The following is an 18,396-nucleotide window of genomic DNA, read 5'->3' as shown; positions in this document are numbered from 1 at the left end:
GCCGCCTCATGGCCGCCACCGTCCACCCTGAGCTTGCAGCGCCCGCCCCTCCTGAAAAATTCCATGGATGGGGTGCGGATTTGCTAGAGTGTCCCCACATGGCAAATTCTGGATGAGGACCTGGAATGGCAGAGGCACCCGTGACGACGCGCTTCTTCGTGAAGGGCATGGATTGCGCGTCCTGCGTGAGCAAGATCGAGACGGCGGTGCGCCGCATTCCCGGCGCTTCCGATGTGCGTGTGGGTTTACAATCTGAAACGCTCAGCGTGCAGCTGCAGTCGGAAGAGGCGAAGCAGGCGGTGAGGGCAGCGGTGCGTTCACTGGGCTATGATGTCTCCGACGTAAGCCCCGGTGGAGTGCCGCCCGCGCCATCGGCTCATCACCACCCTGACGGCGATGGCCATGACCATCGCGATCACGACCATGGCGCTGCTGATCATGCCGATGATGCTGCTGGGCATTCCGATCATGGTGAGGCCATCGAAGGGGCGTGGTGGAGATCGCAGCGGGGGCTGCTCGTTCTCGCTACGGGGGCGTTGATCGGTTTGGCTTATGCGGCGAACACCGCCGCACCGCGCGCGGGCATGGCGCTCTTCCTGCTGGCGTGTGCCGTGGGCACGGCGCCGGTGGCACTGCGCGCTCTCACCGCGCTCCGCTATGGTTCCGTCTTCACCATCGAGATGCTGATGACCATCGCCGTGGCGGGCGCCCTGTGGCTTGGGGCGGTGGAGGAAGCGGCAATCGTCGTGGCGCTGTTCGCAGTGGGTGAATTGCTGGAGGGCGTTGCCGCAGGCCGGGCCCGCTCCGGCATCAAGGCGCTGGCTACCCTGGCACCGAACACGGCGCTGGTGGAAACGGTACAAGGTGTCACGGAACAGCCGATCTCCGGGATTGCCATCGGCAGCATCATTGTCGTGCGACCCGGAGACCGGATTGCGGCGGACGGCACCATTGTGTCGGGTACGTCTTCCGTCGATCAATCTGCGCTGACGGGTGAATCGCTTCCGCTCACCCGCGGGCCGGGCGAAGCTGTCTTCGCGGGCTCGATCAATGCCGAGGCCGTCCTGCGGGTGCGTGTGGACAAGCCGGCGCAGGACACACTCATCGCGCGGGTTGCGCGCCTTGTCGAGGAAGCCGCCGATGCCAAGGCGCCATCGCAGCGCTTCATCGACCAGTTTGCCAAATGGTACATGCCGCTCATCTGTATCCTGGCGCTCGCCGTGGCGGTGCTGCCGCCGCTGGGCTGGGGCGAGGCCTGGCCCACGTGGATCTATCGCGGCCTCACGCTCCTTCTCATCGGCTGTCCTTGCGCGCTGGTGATCTCCACGCCTGCCTCGATTGCGTCCTCCCTTGCGGCTGGGGCGCGGCGGGGCCTGCTGGTGAAGGGTGGTGGCGTGCTGGAGGCCATCGGCAAAGTTCAGCAGATTGCCTTCGACAAGACCGGCACGTTGACGCGCGGCACGCCGGTCGTGACAGACGTCGTGACCCTCGCAGGTGACAGCGAGAAGGACATCCTGCGCCTCGCCGCCACGGTGGAATCCGCCTCGTCGCATCCGCTTGCGGTGGCGATCGTGGCTCGGGCCCGGGACACAGGCATTGTGTTTGACACCATCCCGTCCGTTGCCGTTCCCGGCAAGGGCATTTCCGCAACGGTTGAGGGCAAGAACGTGATGATCGGCGCAGCCGCCCGCATCGGCATCACGGCTCCGGACATCCTCGCGCGCGCCGCCGCGCTGGAAGCCGGGGGCAAGAGTGTTTCCGCAATTCTCGTGAACGGCACGGCCGTGGGCTTGATTGCGCTGCGCGATGAGCCACGGGAGGATGCTGTGGAGGGCATCCGCCGGATCAGGGCGCTGGGCCTTCGCCCTGTCATGCTCACCGGTGACAATCGCGCCAATGCAGAGGCCGTCGGCGCCCTGCTCGGCATGGAAGTGAGGGCCGAATTGTTGCCGGAAGACAAGCTCGCCGTGATCCGGGAACGTGCCGCGCTGGGCGGCATTGCCAAGGTGGGCGACGGCATCAACGATGCGCCCGCCCTCGCTGCCGCCACCGTGGGCATTGCCATGGGCTCCGGCACCGACGTGGCACTGGAAGCCGCTGACGCCGCCGTGCTCAACAACCGCGTGGGCGATGTGGCGACGCTCATCTCGCTGTCGCGCCAGACCATGTCCGTCATCCGCCAGAACGTGGCGCTGGCGCTGGGGCTGAAGGGCCTGTTCCTGGTGACAACGGTGATCGGCGCCACGGGCCTGTGGATCGCCATCCTCGCCGACACCGGCGCCACTGTGCTGGTCACATTGAATGCGCTCCGCCTGTTGCGGATGCGCATTCCGTAACGTCCCTCCCCAACAAAAAACCCCGGGATTTCTCCCGGGGTTCATTCGTTTCAGCGATTTGCCGAGCGTTGGACTTCTTAGAAGTCCATGCCGCCCATGCCGCCGCCCATGCCGCCGCCGCCGGGCATGGCGGGGGGAGCGTTCTTGGGCTTTTCGGCGATCATGGCTTCCGTGGTGATCAGCAGCGAGGACACAGAGGCCGCGTCCTGGAGCGCCACGCGCACGACCTTCGCCGGGTCGATGATGCCCTTCTCGATCATGTCGCCATATTCTTCGTTCTGCGCGTCGAAGCCGAAGCTGCCGGACTTCTCCAGCACCTTGCCCACGACGATCGAGCCTTCAACGCCGGCGTTCTCGGCGATCTGGCGGATCGGAGCTTCAAGGGCCTTGGAGACGATCTTGATGCCGGCCTGGATGTCGGCGTTGGACGAGGTGAGCGCGTCCACGGCCTTCTTGGCGCGCAGCAGGGCAACACCGCCGCCCGGAACCACGCCTTCTTCAACGGCTGCACGCGTGGCGTTCAGCGCGTCGTCGACGCGGTCCTTGCGCTCCTTGACCTCAATTTCAGTAGATCCTCCGACGTTGATCACGGCAACGCCGCCCACGAGCTTGGCGAGACGCTCCTGGAGCTTCTCCTTGTCGTAGTCGCTGGTCGTTTCCTCGATCTGGGCCTTGATCTGGCCGCAGCGAGCGTTGATGTCGGCCTTCTTGCCGGCACCGTCGACGATCGTGGAGTTCTCCTTCTCGACCTTCACGCGCTTGGCACGGCCGAGCATGTTGATCGAGACGTTCTCCAGCTTGATGCCGAGGTCTTCGGAAATGACCTGACCGCCCGTGAGGATGGCGATATCTTCCAGCATGGCCTTGCGGCGGTCGCCGAAGCCCGGCGCCTTGACGGCGCGACCTTGAGGCCGCCGCGCAGACGGTTGACCACGAGGGTCGCCAGCGCTTCGCCTTCGATGTCCTCGGCGATGATGAGCAGCGGCTTCGAGGTCTGGACGACGGCTTCGAGGATCGGCAGCATCGGCTGCAGCGAAGAGAGCTTCTTCTCGTGCAGGAGGATGTAGGGCTCTTCGAGTTCCGCCACCATCTTGTCGGCGTTGGTGATGAAGTATGGGCGAGAGGTAGCCGCGATCGAACTGCATGCCTTCGACGATGTCGAGTTCCGTGTCGGCCGTCTTGGCTTCTTCAACCGTGATGACGCCTTCGTTGCCGACCTTCTGCATGGCCTTGGCGATCATGTCGCCGATTTCCTTTTCGCCATTGGCGGAAATCGTGCCGACCTGGGCCACTTCGTCGGAACCCTTGACCTTCTTGGAACGCTTCTTGAGATCCTCGATGGCCACCGCAACGGCCATGTCGATGCCGCGCTTCAGGTCCATCGGGTTCATGCCGGCGGCCACGTTCTTGGCGCCTTCGCGGACGATGGCCTGGGCGAGAACGGTCGCGGTGGTGGTGCCGTCGCCGGCGACGTCGTTGGTCTTGGAGGCGACTTCGCGCACCATCTGGGCGCCCATGTTCTCGAACTTGTCCTCGAGCTCGATTTCCTTGGCGACGGTGACGCCGTCCTTGGTCGTGCGGGGGGCGCCGAAGCTCTTGTCGATGACGACGTTGCGGCCCTTGGGACCGAGCGTGACCTTCACCGCATTTGCGAGGATGTCGACGCCGCGGAGCATCTTCTCGCGGGCTTCAGCGCCGAAGCGGACTTCTTTAGCAGCCATGTGCTTAATTCCTCTGTGTACTGATGAAATGGTGTTTGGAAAAGCCCGCCTGAACGGGAAGGGGTGGGGCCGGGGCCCCGCCGCATCACTTCTCCATCACGCCCATGATGTCGGATTCCTTCATGATCAGGAGCTCCTGACCGTCGATCTTCACTTCGGTGCCGGACCATTTGCCGAACAGCACCCGGTCGCCCTTCTTGAGGTCGAGCGGGATCAGCTTGCCGCTCTCGTCGCGGCCACCGGGGCCGACGGCGATGATCTCGCCCTGCATCGGCTTCTCCTGGGCGGTTTCCGGGATGATGATGCCACCCTTGGTCTTGGTGTCTTCGTCGACGCGCTTGACGACGACGCGGTCGTGCAACGGACGGAACTTCATGCGAAACGCTCCTGGAATATTGTTTTCGTTTGGAAAACGGGCAAACCTTCTTGGTTTCATCCCGCCCTGTTAGCACTCACCTATGGAGAGTGCCAGCAGCTGGCCGGGGAGATAAGACGGCGCCCGCCGCCGTCAAGAGTTCTGACGCAGGAAAGATTCACCATAAAATTCAAATGGTTAATTGTGGTGCGCCGCAGCATCGCCCGGTTGTTGAAAGAAAGCCGCCGGACTCGGCCCGGTGAAAAACAGTCAGGGACAAACCGGCGATCCTTTCGCGGGCTTGTCCCTGACACCATGCGTTGCGCCTGAGGGGTGGGCCCCAGGCCGCAGCCTGTGGTCTAGGCGATCAGGATATCCCCTGCCGTCAGTGCACTGTGGTTGCCGAGGGTCGCAATCACCTGGGCCGCAGCGGCACCCGTGCCGTCGGCGTCATAGGAGAGGTTGCCGGTCACGACATCGTAGATGAAGGATGCTTCTGCAAGCAGGGCCGAGGTGCCATTGATCATGTTGACGCCATCAACCAACGGTCCGTGCAGGGCAAAGCCGGTGGCCGACATTGCGAGATGATCGGCGCCGTGGGTGAAGTCGAGCACCGTATCGGTCCCTTTGGTTGAGACCATCGAAGTAGAACTGGTCAGCGCCCGCGCCACCCGTCAACTTGTCCTTGCCCAGACCGCCGAACAGATGGTCATCGCCTGCGTCACCGAAGAGGTTGTCGTTGCCCTTGCCGCCATCCAGCATGTCATTGCCGTTGCCGCCGCGCATCAGATCGTTTCCGGCACCCCCAGACATCGTGTCGCTGCCGTTGAGGCCGGACATGCGGTCGGCCACATCGGATCCGGTCATCGCGTCGTTGCCACTCATCAGGTAGTTGAACGCCTTGAGGCTGTTGGGCGCGCGGCTGTTGAGGTTGTCGAGGAACGGCTTTGCGGGAAGATTCACGGTCGCCGACTGCAGAAGATCAGAGCCACTGAAGTGATCCCACCCCACGATATTCTGGACAATGGCACCCGAGGCATCAAGCGAGGCCGTGGTGTGGATGACGAACATGGTGCCATCAGTGTTGGCGGAGTAATAGTTCAGATAGGGCCCCACCCGCTTTGCTGTGATGGCCGTGATGTCGAAGGTGGACTGGGGCAATGCGACTGTCGCGTTGCCAGGGAAGTATTGGATGTTTGCCATGATGCACTCCGGAATAAGTTGCTGCCGTGTCCGATGCCATGACTATGGAGGCCATGCTGATGGCTGGCTGACAAAGACGGAGCGGAACTTGCATAGATTGTCGCGGGCCTGCGGACGGCAACGCCAAATTGCATCGGGCGGCGTGGCAATTGGCGCGGCGGCAGGGGCGATCATCCGTGTGCTGAGTTTCCTTGCGGCTGCCTTTCTGGTCCTCCCGGTCCCCTGTGCATCTGCGCAAGATGCGACCACGGCAACGATCTCCGCCATCCCCGATGCGGTGTGGGCGGACATGCAGGGCAAGTCCTACAATCCGCGCATCAAGGGTTGTGCGCAGCGGAAGGACTTGCGTTTGCTCACCCTCCCCTATCGTGATTTCGCGGGCATGACGCACAAGGGCCAGATGATCGTTCACCGTCGCGTTGCGGCCGATGTGCGGGACGTGTTCGTCACACTGTTCCGCACCAAATCCTTCGCGATCGACAAGATGGTTCCGGTCGATGCCTACGGCGGTGATGATGACGCCTCCATGGCGGACAACAACACTTCGGGATACAATTGCCGGAAGGCCTCCGGCTCATCTCGCCTGTCGTCGCATGCACGCGGCATCGCCATTGACGTCAACCCGCTCATCAACCCCTATGTCTGGCGGAAGGGCACGTCGCCGCCCGGGGGCCACGCCTGGGATGAGCCGGCAGAGCGCGTGGCCCAGCGCGGGCAGGCCGGCCTCATCCTGCCGGACAGCGCCATCGTCGGCGCCTTCAAGGCAAAGGGCTGGGTGTGGGGCGGAACATGGACGTCGTCCAAGGACTATCAGCATTTCTCCGCCGACGGACGGTGAGGCCACCTGCTTTCTCAGGGGAACCCTGTTACCCGAATGTCATTTGCTTTCGTATCCCTTCACAGTGAAAAAGAAGGGGCGGGCGACGGAATCAACCCGCCCATCCGTCTCAACGGAGTGAAGGAAGAAATCCGCATGCGGAAACGGTACGTGTTGAGCGGTCTGGTCGTGCTGGCCCTGGTGGCCGCCTTCGGGTTGCAGGCAACAGGACGGTGGAACTCCGCCTATGGCTGGCTGGCCTCGCACGTGCCCGGCTTGTCTTCCAAGGCTGCACCGCAGGCCGAAGCGCAGGGTGGACGCAAGTCCGGTCAATCGCCCGCGTCGCCGGGCGGCGGTGGCCGTGGGCCCACGCCCGTGGAAGTCTCTCAGGCGGAGGCGCAGACCCTTCAGGACAGCATCTCCGCCATTGGCAGCCTTGCGGCGCAGGAGTCGGTCACCGTGGCGGCGGATACGGCAGGCCGCATCGTGTCCGTGTCAGCGGACGATGGTGCGGCGGTGAAGGCCGGGGATGAACTTTTCCGCCTCGATGGTGCGCTTCTGGACGCAGAGAGCAAGGACGCAGAGGCCCGCCTGGCGCTGGCTGAAACCAATCATGCGCGCAACCAGACGCTGGCCAAAACCCGCAACATTCCGCAGAGCAGTGTCGATCAGTCAAAGGCGGAGCTGGACCTTGCCCGCAGCGCCATGGACCTCGCCAGGGAAAAGCAGAACCGGCTCATCGTGCGCGCGCCTTTCGACGGGCAGTTGGGTTTCCGCCAGGTCTCCGTCGGCGCCTATGACGGCGGGCATGCCGCTTGTCGCGCTGAACCAGATCGCCCGGCTCAAGGTCAGCCTCAGCGTGCCCGAGCGCTATTTCACCGCCCTCTCCGTGGGGCAAGAGGTGGATGTCACCGCCGATGCGGTACCGGGTTCCACTTTCAAGGCCACGATCACCGCCATCAATCCCGTGATCGACGTGAACGGCCGGGCCCTGCAGGTGCAGGCCACGCTCGACAACAGTGCGCTGGCGCTTCGGCCCGGCATGCTGGTGCGCGCCGCCGTGCTGGGCGCCAGCCGCAACAGCGTCACCGTCACCGAGGCGGCCATCGTGCCGCAGGGCAAGGATGCGGTGGTCTTCGCCGTGCAGGATGGAAAGGCGTCGCGCCGCGTGGTCATCACCGGCCAGCGCCGCGATGGCTGGGTCGAGATCACCTCAGGGCTGGATGCCGGAACGCAGGTCGTCTCCGCTGGCGCCACGCGCCTGGCGGATGGTGCAGCTGTGAAAGTCGCGGCCCCCGCGACGGCGGAGTGAGCCCATGTCGCTCCCCGAGCTTTGCATCCGCCGCCCGGTCTTCGCCACTGTGCTCAGCCTCATTCTCGTGCTGCTCGGCCTCATGGCCTACAGCCGCCTCACCATCCGCGAATATCCCAACATCGACGAACCTCAGGTATCGGTGCAGACCAATTATTCCGGCGCCTCGGCGGAGATCATCGAAAGCCAGGTGACGCAGGTGCTGGAAGGTTCGCTTGCCGGCATCGAGGGCATCGATACAATCGAGTCGTCGTCACGGTCCGAGATCGAGCCGCATCACCATCCGCTTCCGCGCCGGTGTCGCAATCGACAGCGCCACCAGCGATGTGCGCGACCGCGTGAGCCGCGTGCGGCGCTCGCTCCCCGATGACATCAGCGAACCGGTGATCTCGAAGGTGGAGGCGGATGCGCAGCCGATCATCTTCCTCATCGTCCGTTCCTCCACCATGGATGCATTGACGCTGACGGACTACGTGGACCGTTTTGTGAGTGACCGCTTCAAGAACCTCGATGGTGTTGCCGACGTCAGCGTCAACGGCGAGCGCCGCTATGCCATGCGGATCTGGATCGACCATCAGGCGCTCTCGGGCGTGGGCCTCACCGTACAGGATGTGGAGAATGCCATCCGCGCCCAGAATGCCGAAATTCCGGCGGGCCGCGTGGAAGGGGGCGGAACGGGAGTTCACCATCCTGTCCCGCACATCGCTGGGAACGGCGGAAGAGTTCGCGAAGATCAAGTTGAAGAACGCCGGCGGCTTGCAGGTGACACTGGGTGACGTCGCCAAGGTCGAACTGGCCACGGCCGATGTGCGCCGTGAGAGCCGCTACGACGGCAATCCTTCCATCTCAATCGGCATCGTTCGTCTTCATCGAACGCTCCATCCACAACGTCTTCACCACCATCCTCGAAGCCGTGGTTCTCGTGACGCTCATCATCCTCGTCTTCCTGCATTCCTTCCGCGCCGCCATCATCCCGGTCGTCACCATCCCCGTGTCGCTCGTCACGGCCTTTTGCGATCATGTATCTCGCAGGTCTTTCCGTGAATACGCTGACGCTGCTCGCCTTCGTGCTGGCGATCGGCCTCGTGGTCGACGATGCCATCGTCATGCTCGAGAACATCTACCGGCACATCGAAGAAGGCATGAAGCCCTTTGAGGCGGCGCTCAAGGGGGCGCGCGAGATTGCCTTCGCCATCGTCGCCATGACGCTGACACTTGCGGCCGTCTATGCGCCCATCGCCTTCACGCCGGGGCGCACGGGACGGCTGTTCCTGGAATTTGCGGTCACGCTGGCGGGCGCCGTGGTCGTTTCGGGTTTCGTGGCGCTTACCCTCACGCCCATGATGTGTTCGAAATTCCTCAAGCACAACAACCGGCCCAATGTGCTGATGCGCGGTGTGGAGCGAGCGCTGGCCCTGCTTGAGCGGGTCTACCGTGCCGGACTGTCGGCTGCGCTGGCGGCGCGGTGGCTGGTGCTTCTCGTTGCCCTCGGCGTTGCCGCCACGGGTGGTTGGATCTTCACGCAGATGAAATCGGAATTGTCGCCGGTCGAGGACCGCGGCACCGTGATGGTGACGGCCAGCGCGCCTGAGGGCGCAAGCTACGCCTACACGTTGCGCTATGCCGACGACCTTGAGGCCATTCTCAAGAGCGTGCCGGAGTTGCGCTCGGCCCTGATGATCGTCGGTGCAGGCGACGTGACCCGCATCATGTCGTTTGCGCGGCTGGAAGACTGGGAGAACCGCAGCCGCAGCCAGCAATCCATCGTGCAGGAGATTTCACCAAAGCTGCGTGCCATTCCGGGCGTACAGGCCTCGGCCAGCAATCCGCCATCGCTGGGCAACCGCGGCTTCGGCAAGCCGTTCCAGTTCGTGCTGCAATCCTCATCGTCGTACGAAGAACTGAACGCCGTCGCCGGCAAGCTGGTGGACAGGCTGCAGGACAACCCGGGCTTCGCCGACCTCGACACTGACCTTCGGCTCAACAAGCCGCAGATCGAAGTGCAGATGGACCGTGTGCGCGCCGCCGATGCGGGCGTGGATATTTCCGTCGTGGGGCGCACGCTTGAGACACTGATGAGCGGCCGCAATGTCACCACCTTCGAAATCGACGGCGAACAGTATGACGTGACGGTCGCCCTGCCGCTGGCCGAACGCACCTCGCCAGACATTCTCTCGCAGATCTACGTGCGCGGCAGCAACAACACGATGGTGCAGCTTTCCAGCCTCGTCACCTATAAGGAGAGCGTGGCGCCGCGTGAATTGCGCCGCTTCAACCAGCTGCGCGCCGTCACCATCGAGGGCAACCTGGCGCCCGGCTTCGCGCTGGGCGAGGCCATCGCTGCCGTGACGGCCGCGGCCAACGACGTGCTGCCCGACAATGTGGTGAGCGACCTCACCGGGCAATCGCGCGAGTTCCGGGATTCCAGTTCCAACATCGCCTTCATCTTCCTGCTGGCGCTCGCCTTCATCTATCTTGTGCTGTCGGCGCAGTTCGAGAGCTTCCGCGATCCCATCATGATCATGCTGAGCGTGCCGCTCTCGCTCACCGGGGCCCTGGCGGCGCTGTGGTGGAGCGGCGGCACCCTCAATGTCTATTCGCAGATCGGGCTGGTGACGCTCATCGGCCTCATCACCAAGCACGGCATCCTCATCGTGGAATTTGGCAACCGACTGCAGGAAGAGGGCCTCGACCGCCGCAAGGCCGTTGTCGAGGCCGCTGTCCTGCGCCTGCGTCCGATCCTGATGACGACGGCCGCCATGGTGCTGGGCGCCGTGCCGCTGGTGCTGGCGACGGGGGCCGGTGCGGAAAGCCGCATGCAGATCGGCTGGGTGATCGTGGGCGGCATGAGTGTCGGCACGCTCCTCACACTCTTCGTGGTGCCTTGCGTCTATGTCATCATGGGGCGGCGCCACGTGTCAGCCGCAGCCCCCGGCGCCGATGCGCCATTGCCACCCGCAGCCGCGAAGGATGAGCCGCTCAAGATTGCGGCGGAGTAATTCCCCATGCAAAAAGGGCGCCGGAAACCGGCGCCCTTTGAAATCGACTGCAATGGCCGCGATTATGCGGCTTCGTCGGCGGCTTCGTCTTCCGCCTTTTCGCCGGTTGCGGCGCCACGCTTGGCGTTGCGGGCGAGATAGTCCTCCAGTTCCTTCACGCACTGGTCTTCATCGACCTTGCGCACCGCCGCGAGTTCGCGGGCGAAGCGGGCGAGAGCCTGCTCGAAAAGCTGGCGTTCGGAATAGGACTGCTCGGGCTGGCGTTCGGAGCGGTAAAGATCGCGGATCACCTCGGCGACGGCGATCATGTCACCGGAGTTGATCTTTGCATCATATTCCTGGGCACGGCGCGACCACATGGTCCGCTTGATGCGGGCGCGGCCACGGATGACCTTCATCGCGGTCTCGATCATCACGCGGTCGGCGAGGTGGCGCATGCCCTTCTGCTCGGCGCGGTTGGTCGGAACTTTGAGGCGGAGCTTTTCCTTCTCGAAGTCCACGATGTAGAGTTCGAGCTTAACGCCGGCGATTTCCTGTTCCTCGACATTGGTGATCCGGCCAACGCCATGGGCGGGGTAGACCACCAGTTCACCGACCTTGAAGATCTGCTTCTTGGCCGCAGGGGCCGCGGCAGGCTTGGCCGGTGCCGCAGCCACGGGCTTGTGGGCGGCAACGGGAGCCGCAGCAGGCTTGGCCGCAGCAGGCTTCACGGCGGGCGCGGGCTTGGCCGCAGCCGGCTTCACCGCAACCTTGGCGGCGGGTTTGGCGGCGGCCTTCGGCGCCACCTTCGCGGCGGCCTTGGGCGCGGGCTTCACAACAGCCTTCGGCTTGGCCTTCACCGCAGCCTTCGCCACCGGCTTGTGCGCGGCCTTGGCAACCGGCTTAGCCTTTGTCTTCACTGCCGTTTTCTTTTTCGTGACCATTTCTGCCTGACCCTTTGCTATTCTTGGCGGTTCCGCCCCCTGGCAGGGCGGAAAATCGCAATTCCGTGGAACGGGCGCAAAAAAATCCGAGCTCCCCGCCCGGATGTTCCTGCTTCATTCCCCATTTTGGCTACATGGGGACCCTATAGCATAATTTTAAGGGAAATTAAAGCCAGAGTGCTCCGTGTACGGCGCAATTCTGACCTTCGCCCGGCAACATGGTTAATGCCGGTACAGCGTTGTGGCACAATTCGGCGCGCAGGGTGCCCCGGGGCGCTCAGTCGCCCGTGCCCGGATTGGGAGAGAACAACGTCAGCTTGCCGGGCTTGCCGTCCTGCTCCTTGGCGTCGGCAGGCGGATCACGCTTCACGGTGATGTTCGGCCACTTGGTGGCGTATTCGGTGTTGAGCTTCAGCCACTTTTCGAGGCCTGGCTCGGTGTCGGGCTTGATCGCCTCGGCGGGGCACTCGGGTTCGCACACGCCGCAATCGATGCATTCGTCGGGGTGGATCACCAGCATGTTCTCACCCTCGTAGAAGCAGTCCACCGGGCAGACCTCCACGCAGTCCATGTACTTACACTTGATGCAGTTCTCGACGACAATATAGGTCATAAGCTCGGCCTGACAGTAGCTGACGTTTTTCCGGCGCCGCTCTAGCAGACAGGGGGCGGGGTTGCATCCTGTTTTTGCGCCGCACCCTCATGCGCAAGACCGCTGACAGTTTCGTAAAGCTGGCGGGCCGCAGCAGGCGGTCCGCGGCGTTCGGCCTCGGCCACAACCCTGACGGCAGACACATGACCATGCACAGCAATGGTGAGCACGTCATTTGCCCTGACGGCGTGGCTTCCCTTGAGCACCCGCACGCGGTTCACCCGCACGCCGCCTCCTTCCACCAGCGCTTGCGCATCAGAACGATGCTTCACGAAGCGGGCATAGACCAACCACTTGTCGAGGCGCTGGCTCAGGTCTTTTCCTTTTCGAACTGGGCTTTCAATGCTCCCAGAACGGCGAAGGGCGAATTTGGATCCGCAGGACGATCGGGACGGCGCGGCCGCTGATCGCGCTCGGGGCGATTGCGCTCGCGGTCGTCGCGCTTGCGCTCGGGCTTGCCGCCACGGCCATCGCTGCGCCCTTCACCCCGGTTGGGGCGATCCCCACGCTCGCCCTGGCCGGGCTTGCCGTGATGACGCTTGCCGCCCTCGCGTTCGGGGCGACCATCGGACGGGCGGTCAGCCTGGCGATCCGGCCGGCGTTCGGGCTTGTGACGCTGCTGACGGAAAGGTCCCATGTCCTTCGGCCACCAGACATTGGTTTCCACCAGGTCCCGGGCTGCGGCTTCCGCAACAGGAGCTGCGGCTGGTTCCTCTCCGGCTGTGGTTGCTTCCGTGGCGGGGGGCTCGCTTGCAGCCGCTTCCGCTACCGGTTCTGTCGGGACCTCAGGTTCAGCTCCTGTTCCAACCGGTTCCGGTTCCGCTGGCGGGGCTGCGGCCTCTTCCACTGGCGCGTCTTCGGCTGCGGGAGCCAAGGCTGCTGGTGCATTTTGGCCCTTCGCACCTGGCGCCACTGGTTTCGGCAGCATGCGGGTTTGCGAGCGGAAGCCGAGGTTCAGCAGGATGGCATCGAACTCTTCGCCGGAACAACCGACGAGGGACATCATGTCCGGGACAACCGTGAAGCCGCCGCCTTCAATGGCGCCTTGCGGACGCTGGTCTTCGGGGAAGCGTGGCTTCCAGAAAACGCGCTCGCGGATGAGGTCGGAGAGGCGCTCCAGCATGTCCACGCGCACCGCGCGGCTGCCGCACACGCGATAGCCGCACATGCGGTAGAACCCTTCGGGCTTGGCAGGATCAACCGCCGAGGAGGTGAGGCCGTTGGCGGGGGCTGCGGGCACGTCGCCCGAAACCGCGCCGGACTTCTGCTGTTCCAGCCACCAGAGGACAAGGCGCGCATCCGTCGCCGCGGGCTTCAGCAGCACCGGCAGGAACAGGGTGAAGGCACCGAAGCGCACGCCCAGCGCGCGCAGCTTGGCGCGGTCATCCTGGCTCAACTGCTTCACATCCTCGCTCACGCCATCGCGCGAGAGCACGCCGAAATTTTCGGCGAGACGATAGGCGATGCCGCGCGTCATGCCTTCGAGGCCTTCAGCCTCCTCCAGCTTCATGAGCGGGCCAACAAGGGCGGCGAGGTGACGTTCGGTGAATTTCTGCAGGCGCTCGCGCACCTGTTCGCGCTCCGCCGGAGCCAGCACATCATCGGCGATCACTTCAGCGCGCGGACGGAAGCGGGCGTCGGATGCCACGAGGCGGCCGACGGCGTGGCCCTGCCACTCGATCAGGCCGAAACGCGACAGCCTCAATTCCGTATCGGCCGTCACGGCGAGCGACTTGGCGCGGGCGGTGACTTCCGCTGCAAGGGCCTGTACGGCGGCTGTCCTGAGCAGGCTTGTTCCGCCGTTGGCGACAGCAGGGTCGGGAATGAAACTCAGCCCTGCAATGCGGCCGACCGCTTCGCCTTCAACAGCGATCACACCATCTTCTTCTACGCTCGACATCAAACCTTCCTTTTTGGCCAGCCGCCGCATCAATACACTGGTTTTGCGGTCAATGAAACGATGTGTGAGACGTTCGTGCAAGACATCGGAGAGCCGGTCCTCGATCTCCTTGGTGCGGCCCTGCCAATACAAGGGCGCCTCAAGCCAGCCCGAACGGTTGGCAATGAAGGTCCAGGTGCGCACATGCGAAATGCGGGTGGAGAGCGTATCGATGCCGCCCTCGGTGTTGTCGCAGTGTGACAATTGCTGGGAAAACCAGTCCTCGGGAATGTGTCCCCTGCCCGTTTGCAGGAAGGTGATCACGCGGCCAACGAGGTGGGCATGCTCGGCGGGCGAGATGTTGCGATAGTCCGGAATCTGGCAGGCTTCCCAGACGCGTTCCACATCGGCGGCGGTTGCGACAAGATTGCGCACGCTCTCATCCCGGCAGATGAACTCGAGGGCGTCCACATCAGGGGCATTCTGGGCGCGCGTCAGGCCCTCCTTGCGGGGGAAGTGGCCGAGGCTCTTGCGCAGGGTATCGAGCGAGCGGAAGTCAAGGTCGCGGTTCCGCCATTGCAGCACGCGAACGGAGTCGAAGTTGTGGTTTTCGAGGCGGTCGATCACCTCCTGCTCGAAGGGTTCGGCTTCACCCGACACACCGAAGGTGCCGTCATTCAAATGCCGGCCGGCGCGGCCCGCCACCTGGCCGAGTTCCGCCGGCGTGAGCGAGCGGTACTGGAAACCATCGAACTTGCGGGTGGAGGCGAAGGCCACATGGTCCACGTCCATGTTGAGGCCCATGCCGATCGCATCGGTGGCTACGAGATAGTCCACGTCGCCGGACTGATAGAGCGCCACCTGGGCATTGCGGGTGCGGGGCGACAGGGCGCCCATCACCACTGCGGCACCGCCCTGCTGGCGGCGGATCAATTCGGCCACGGTGTAAACCATCTCGGCCGAGAAGGCGACGATGGCTGAGCGGCGTGGCAATCGCGACAGCTTCTTCTGTCCGGCGTAGGTGAGCTTCGAGAGGCGCGGACGGTTGACGAAGGTCGTGCGCGGGAGAAGTTTTTCGAGGATGCCGCGCATGGTCGAGGCACCGAGCAGCATGGTTTCGTCGATGCCGCGGCGGTGCAGGATGCGGTCGGTGAAGATGTGGCCGCGTTCCAGATCGTTGGCCAACTGGATTTCATCGATGGCGAGGAACGGCACATCGATATCCGGCGGCATGGCTTCCACGGTGCAGACCCAATAGCGGGGCTGAACGGGAATGATCTTCTCCTCGCCCGTGACCAGCGCCACGGCATGATCTCCTGCCCTCAGCCGCACGCGGTCGTAGATCTCGCGGGCGAGCAGGCGCAGGGGCAAGCCGATCATGCCGCCGCCATGAGCCAGCATGCGCTCGACGGCGTAATGGGTCTTGCCTGTGTTAGTGGGGCCAAGGACAGCAGTCACATGACTGTTGCGCTGGCTGGCGCGGGAGGAATTCATAACTTGCTGAAATTTAGGACGTCCCGGCCGAATGACAACTCCCGTGAGGCGGTTTTGAGACTGCATTTGGCACAGGCCGTTAACTTCCGGATTCAAGCGCGAACAGACCGCGCCCGAATCGGTTAAAGCCCCGGTTTCTCTTTTTGTTCCAAGGATTTTGAGCGATTGCCGAAAGGTCTGGCGGTCCCGCAGCCACCGGAATTCCCACCTTTCCGTTCGCCGGCCTTAAGACTTGGCCGGCATTTCTTACCCGGATGTAAACAATATGGATGGCATTCGAGGGACCGCCTTAACAAAGCGTTCCCGGGCGGAACAGATGGCGACCGAATCGCTGAACTGTGGATTTTCAGGTTTTGTTCACGCCATCTGTAGGGGGTGAGGTACTGAATTTCCACCAGGGCGAATGGAAATCAAAGGTTTCAGGCTCCGGTTGCGGGGACATTTGCGCGTTCACGTTAACCACTTGTCCCAAAATGGGACGCACCGTTCGCGGTGTTGAATCCGGACCCGCAGCGGTCCAGAGTGCCCTTATCCACGGGCGGAGATCGGCTCTGTGCTTGACCTCCCGGGGCCACACCGCTAAGGAGCCTTCAAATTCGTGCCGGGAACGGGAGTTTCCGGCTTTCTTACGTTGAGATCACGGAGAGTATCATGTCGCGCCGCTGCGAATTCACAGGCAAGGGTTGGCTTTCGGGCAACCAGGTGAGCCACGCCAACAACAAGACCAAGACGCGCTTCATGCCCAACCTGTGCGACGTCACGCTCATGTCGGATGCGCTGGGCAACTCGTATTCGTTCCGCATCAGCGCCCATGCGCTGAAGACGGTGGAACACCGCGGCGGTCTCGACTCTTACCTGCTCAAGGCGAAGAACGACGAACTGTCCGCCAAGGCCCTCAAGCTGAAGCGCGCCATCGCCAAGAAGGTCGACGGCCAGAAGGCCGCCTGATCCTTCCGCACCCATTCCTGAGAAAGCCGCTCCGCAGGGGGCGGCTTTTTTGTTAGTCTGCCGCCCATGGATTCCACCCGCCAGCCCCAGCGTCATTCTCCGCAGGCCACGCGCGACGGACGCCCGCGCGTCCACGCCACGGCGCAGGTGCGTGCCTGCGAACTCGGACGCTTCACCGACGTGGCGGAGCGGGCCGTGCTCGCCGAATGTACCATCGGCGACTACTCGTACGTGGAGCGGGGCGTTGAGGCGATCTACAGTGACATCGGCAAGTTCTGCGCCATCGCCGCCAATGCACGGCTGAACGCACTCGACCATCCGCTTGATCGCATCTCGCAACACAAGATCACCTACCGCCCCAACGAATATTTTCTGGGCGCGCGCATCGACAAGGAATTCCGGGCGCAAAGGCAGGCGCGCCGCGTTTCGGTCGGTCATGACGTCTGGGTCGGCCATGGCGCCATCATCATGCCGGGGATTTCGATCGGCCATGGTGCCGTGGTGGCGGCGGGTGCGGTGGTGACGAAGGACGTGCCGCCCTACGCCGTTGTCGGTGGCGTTGCCGCCAATCTCATCCGCTGGCGCTTTGAAGAACCCATCCGTACACGGATCATTGCGCTGGGCTGGTGGGACTGGGACCACGACCGCCTGGCACAGGCCGTGGACGATATGCGCACCCTCAGCGTGGAGGCGTTCCTGGACAAGCATGACACATAGCAGCCTCATCCTTCCCGTTGACGGCCGGCAATCGGAAACGGCGCTTTCGGTGCAGCGTGGCGTCTGCCGTCTCATGCGCGAGCACGGCTTTGCCGTGATCACCGAGTTCTCGCTTGCAAGCGGGCGGAGGGCCGATGTCTTCGGCATCCGGCAGGACGGCTTCATCTGGATCGCCGAGATCAAGTCGTGCCCCGAAGATTACAAGGCGGACCAGAAATGGCCGGAATACCGCGACTATTGCGACCGGTTCTCCTTCGCCATTCCGCTGGCAATGGATGCAGCCATCATTCCGTTGGAAGCGGGGCTTGTGGTGGCGGATCACTATGGTGCGGAAATCATCCGCCTGACGGAAGACCACCCCCTGCACGCCTCGCGCCGCAAGGCCGTCACGCTCCAGTTCGGCCGCGCCGCCGCCCAGCGGCTGCACGGGCTATACGATCCGCTGGAGATGTAGAACTACTTCGGGGCGCGTTTGGCGAGGATGCGTTGCAGGGTGCGGCGGTGCATGTTGAGGCGGCGGGCTGTTTCCGAGACGTTGCGGTTGCACAATTCGAAAACGCGCTGGATGTGTTCCCAGCGCACGCGATCAGCCGACATGGGATTTTCGGGCAGCGCCTGGCGGTGATCCTTGTCGTCGGACATCAGCGCGCCATAGACGGCATCGGCATCGGCTGGCTTGGCGAGATAATCAATGGCACCCAGCTTCACCGCCGTCACAGCGGTGGCGATGTTGCCGTAACCCGTGAGCACCACCACGCGGGCATCGGGGCGGGCCGTGTGCAGCGCTTCGATCACATCGAGGCCATTGCCGTCGGCGAGGCGGAGATCGACCACGGCATAGCCGGGCGCGAGTTTCTTCACTTCGGCGATGCCTTCCGCCACGGTGTCGGCCATGCGCACGGCGAAACCACGGGCTTCCATGGCGCGGCCAAGGCGTGTGAGAAACGGCTTGTCGTCATCCACGAGCAGGAGCGTCTTGTCGCCCGGCAAATTTTCTGTCTGGGTCATGTTCGGGATACGTCAATGGCCCGTACGGCGGA

Annotated in this window: 14 protein-coding genes and 3 pseudogenes; 8 read left to right on the top strand and 9 right to left on the bottom strand. The window is 63.6% G+C overall.

Annotated elements, in window-relative coordinates:
- Nucleotides 1-125 precede the first annotated feature (125 nt).
- Entirely contained in the window at nt 126-2,336 is a 2,211-nt protein-coding gene (gene cadA / locus IPM06_09780; GenBank protein MBK8770703.1) for a cadmium-translocating P-type ATPase, read from the top strand.
- A gap of 77 nt (nt 2,337-2,413) precedes the next feature.
- Here the strand turns inward: cadA and groL are convergent.
- From groL to IPM06_09760, 4 genes and pseudogenes are all read right to left on the bottom strand, one after another.
- Nucleotides 2,414-4,057, bottom strand: a pseudogene (gene groL, locus IPM06_09775) (chaperonin GroEL).
- A gap of 85 nt (nt 4,058-4,142) precedes the next feature.
- Nucleotides 4,143-4,433 (bottom strand): co-chaperone GroES, encoded by a 291-nt coding sequence (locus IPM06_09770; protein ID MBK8770702.1) that lies wholly within the window; start codon nt 4,431-4,433, stop codon nt 4,143-4,145.
- 338 nt (nt 4,434-4,771) lie between these two features.
- On the bottom strand, nt 4,772-4,939 hold the full coding sequence (locus IPM06_09765; protein MBK8770701.1) for a hypothetical protein: 168 nt from the start codon (nt 4,937-4,939) through the stop codon (nt 4,772-4,774).
- A 10-nt stretch (nt 4,940-4,949) separates the two neighbouring features.
- Entirely contained in the window at nt 4,950-5,615 is a 666-nt protein-coding gene (locus IPM06_09760) for a hypothetical protein (GenBank protein MBK8770700.1), read from the bottom strand.
- 142 nt (nt 5,616-5,757) lie between these two features.
- On the opposite strand from IPM06_09760, the gene IPM06_09755 reads away from it, so the two are divergent.
- From IPM06_09755 to IPM06_09740, 4 genes and pseudogenes are all read left to right on the top strand, one after another.
- The gene (locus tag IPM06_09755) at nt 5,758-6,453 is read left to right on the top strand and encodes a M15 family metallopeptidase (protein MBK8770699.1); all 696 of its coding nucleotides are present in this window, start codon (nt 5,758-5,760) and stop codon (nt 6,451-6,453) included.
- Between the two features lie 36 nt (nt 6,454-6,489).
- A pseudogene (locus IPM06_09750) lies at nt 6,490-7,029 on the top strand (biotin/lipoyl-binding protein).
- Between the two features lie 211 nt (nt 7,030-7,240).
- A complete protein-coding gene (locus IPM06_09745) occupies nt 7,241-7,744 on the top strand; it encodes an efflux RND transporter periplasmic adaptor subunit (GenBank protein ID MBK8770698.1) in 504 nt (167 codons plus the stop codon).
- A gap of 4 nt (nt 7,745-7,748) precedes the next feature.
- Nucleotides 7,749-10,743, top strand: a pseudogene (locus IPM06_09740) (efflux RND transporter permease subunit).
- A gap of 62 nt (nt 10,744-10,805) precedes the next feature.
- Here IPM06_09740 and IPM06_09735 read toward each other — a convergent pair.
- The 4 genes from IPM06_09735 to IPM06_09720 form a co-directional block, all read right to left on the bottom strand.
- Nucleotides 10,806-11,666, bottom strand: a complete 861-nt coding sequence (locus tag IPM06_09735; GenBank protein MBK8770697.1) for a CarD family transcriptional regulator — start codon at nt 11,664-11,666, stop codon at nt 10,806-10,808.
- Between the two features lie 277 nt (nt 11,667-11,943).
- Nucleotides 11,944-12,279 (bottom strand): ferredoxin family protein, encoded by a 336-nt coding sequence (locus IPM06_09730; GenBank protein MBK8770696.1) that lies wholly within the window; start codon nt 12,277-12,279, stop codon nt 11,944-11,946.
- A gap of 41 nt (nt 12,280-12,320) precedes the next feature.
- Nucleotides 12,321-12,590, bottom strand: a complete 270-nt coding sequence (locus IPM06_09725) for an RNA-binding S4 domain-containing protein (GenBank protein ID MBK8770695.1) — start codon at nt 12,588-12,590, stop codon at nt 12,321-12,323.
- Nucleotides 12,591-12,628: 38 nt separating this feature from the next.
- Nucleotides 12,629-15,691 (bottom strand): hypothetical protein, encoded by a 3,063-nt coding sequence (locus IPM06_09720; GenBank protein ID MBK8770694.1) that lies wholly within the window; start codon nt 15,689-15,691, stop codon nt 12,629-12,631.
- A 651-nt stretch (nt 15,692-16,342) separates the two neighbouring features.
- Between IPM06_09720 and rpmB the strand changes: the two genes are divergently transcribed.
- The 3 genes from rpmB to IPM06_09705 all read left to right on the top strand — a co-directional run bounded on the left by rpmB (nt 16,343) and on the right by IPM06_09705 (nt 17,810).
- Nucleotides 16,343-16,639, top strand: a complete 297-nt coding sequence (gene rpmB, locus IPM06_09715) for a 50S ribosomal protein L28 (GenBank protein MBK8770693.1) — start codon at nt 16,343-16,345, stop codon at nt 16,637-16,639.
- Between the two features lie 66 nt (nt 16,640-16,705).
- Nucleotides 16,706-17,356, top strand: coding sequence for an antibiotic acetyltransferase (locus tag IPM06_09710; protein ID MBK8770692.1), 651 nt, complete (start codon nt 16,706-16,708; stop codon nt 17,354-17,356).
- Complete coding sequence (locus IPM06_09705) at nt 17,346-17,810, top strand: MmcB family DNA repair protein (protein ID MBK8770691.1); 465 nt, start codon at nt 17,346-17,348, stop codon at nt 17,808-17,810. The genes IPM06_09710 and IPM06_09705 overlap by 11 nt, the downstream gene beginning before the upstream one ends.
- Nucleotides 17,811-17,812: 2 nt before the next feature.
- Here the strand turns inward: IPM06_09705 and IPM06_09700 are convergent, their stop codons facing one another.
- On the bottom strand, nt 17,813-18,364 hold the full coding sequence (locus tag IPM06_09700; GenBank protein ID MBK8770690.1) for an ActR/PrrA/RegA family redox response regulator transcription factor: 552 nt from the start codon (nt 18,362-18,364) through the stop codon (nt 17,813-17,815).
- Nucleotides 18,365-18,396 lie beyond the last annotated feature (32 nt).

This window comes from Hyphomicrobiales bacterium (assembly GCA_016710435.1).
In the GTDB taxonomy this organism is placed as follows: Bacteria; Pseudomonadota; Alphaproteobacteria; order Rhizobiales; family Aestuariivirgaceae; genus Aestuariivirga.
This window is presented reverse-complemented; position numbering and strand designations above follow the sequence as displayed.

Bases quoted from the DNA above. Each gene is read 5' to 3' on its own strand.
- cadA (MBK8770703.1), top strand. From the start codon at position 126: ATGGCAGAGGCACCCGTGACGACGCGCTTCTTCGTGAAGGGCATGGAT.
- IPM06_09770 (MBK8770702.1), bottom strand. From the start codon at position 4,433: ATGAAGTTCCGTCCGTTGCACGACCGCGTCGTCGTCAAGCGCGTCGAC.
- IPM06_09765 (MBK8770701.1), bottom strand. From the start codon at position 4,939: ATGATCAATGGCACCTCGGCCCTGCTTGCAGAAGCATCCTTCATCTAC.
- IPM06_09760 (MBK8770700.1), bottom strand. From the start codon at position 5,615: ATGGCAAACATCCAATACTTCCCTGGCAACGCGACAGTCGCATTGCCC.
- IPM06_09745 (MBK8770698.1), top strand. From the start codon at position 7,241: ATGCCGCTTGTCGCGCTGAACCAGATCGCCCGGCTCAAGGTCAGCCTC.
- IPM06_09735 (MBK8770697.1), bottom strand. From the start codon at position 11,666: ATGGTCACGAAAAAGAAAACGGCAGTGAAGACAAAGGCTAAGCCGGTT.
- IPM06_09730 (MBK8770696.1), bottom strand. From the start codon at position 12,279: ATGACCTATATTGTCGTCGAGAACTGCATCAAGTGTAAGTACATGGAC.
- IPM06_09720 (MBK8770694.1), bottom strand. From the start codon at position 15,691: ATGAATTCCTCCCGCGCCAGCCAGCGCAACAGTCATGTGACTGCTGTC.
- rpmB (MBK8770693.1), top strand. From the start codon at position 16,343: ATGTCGCGCCGCTGCGAATTCACAGGCAAGGGTTGGCTTTCGGGCAAC.
- IPM06_09710 (MBK8770692.1), top strand. From the start codon at position 16,706: ATGGATTCCACCCGCCAGCCCCAGCGTCATTCTCCGCAGGCCACGCGC.
- IPM06_09705 (MBK8770691.1), top strand. From the start codon at position 17,346: ATGACACATAGCAGCCTCATCCTTCCCGTTGACGGCCGGCAATCGGAA.
- IPM06_09700 (MBK8770690.1), bottom strand. From the start codon at position 18,364: ATGACCCAGACAGAAAATTTGCCGGGCGACAAGACGCTCCTGCTCGTG.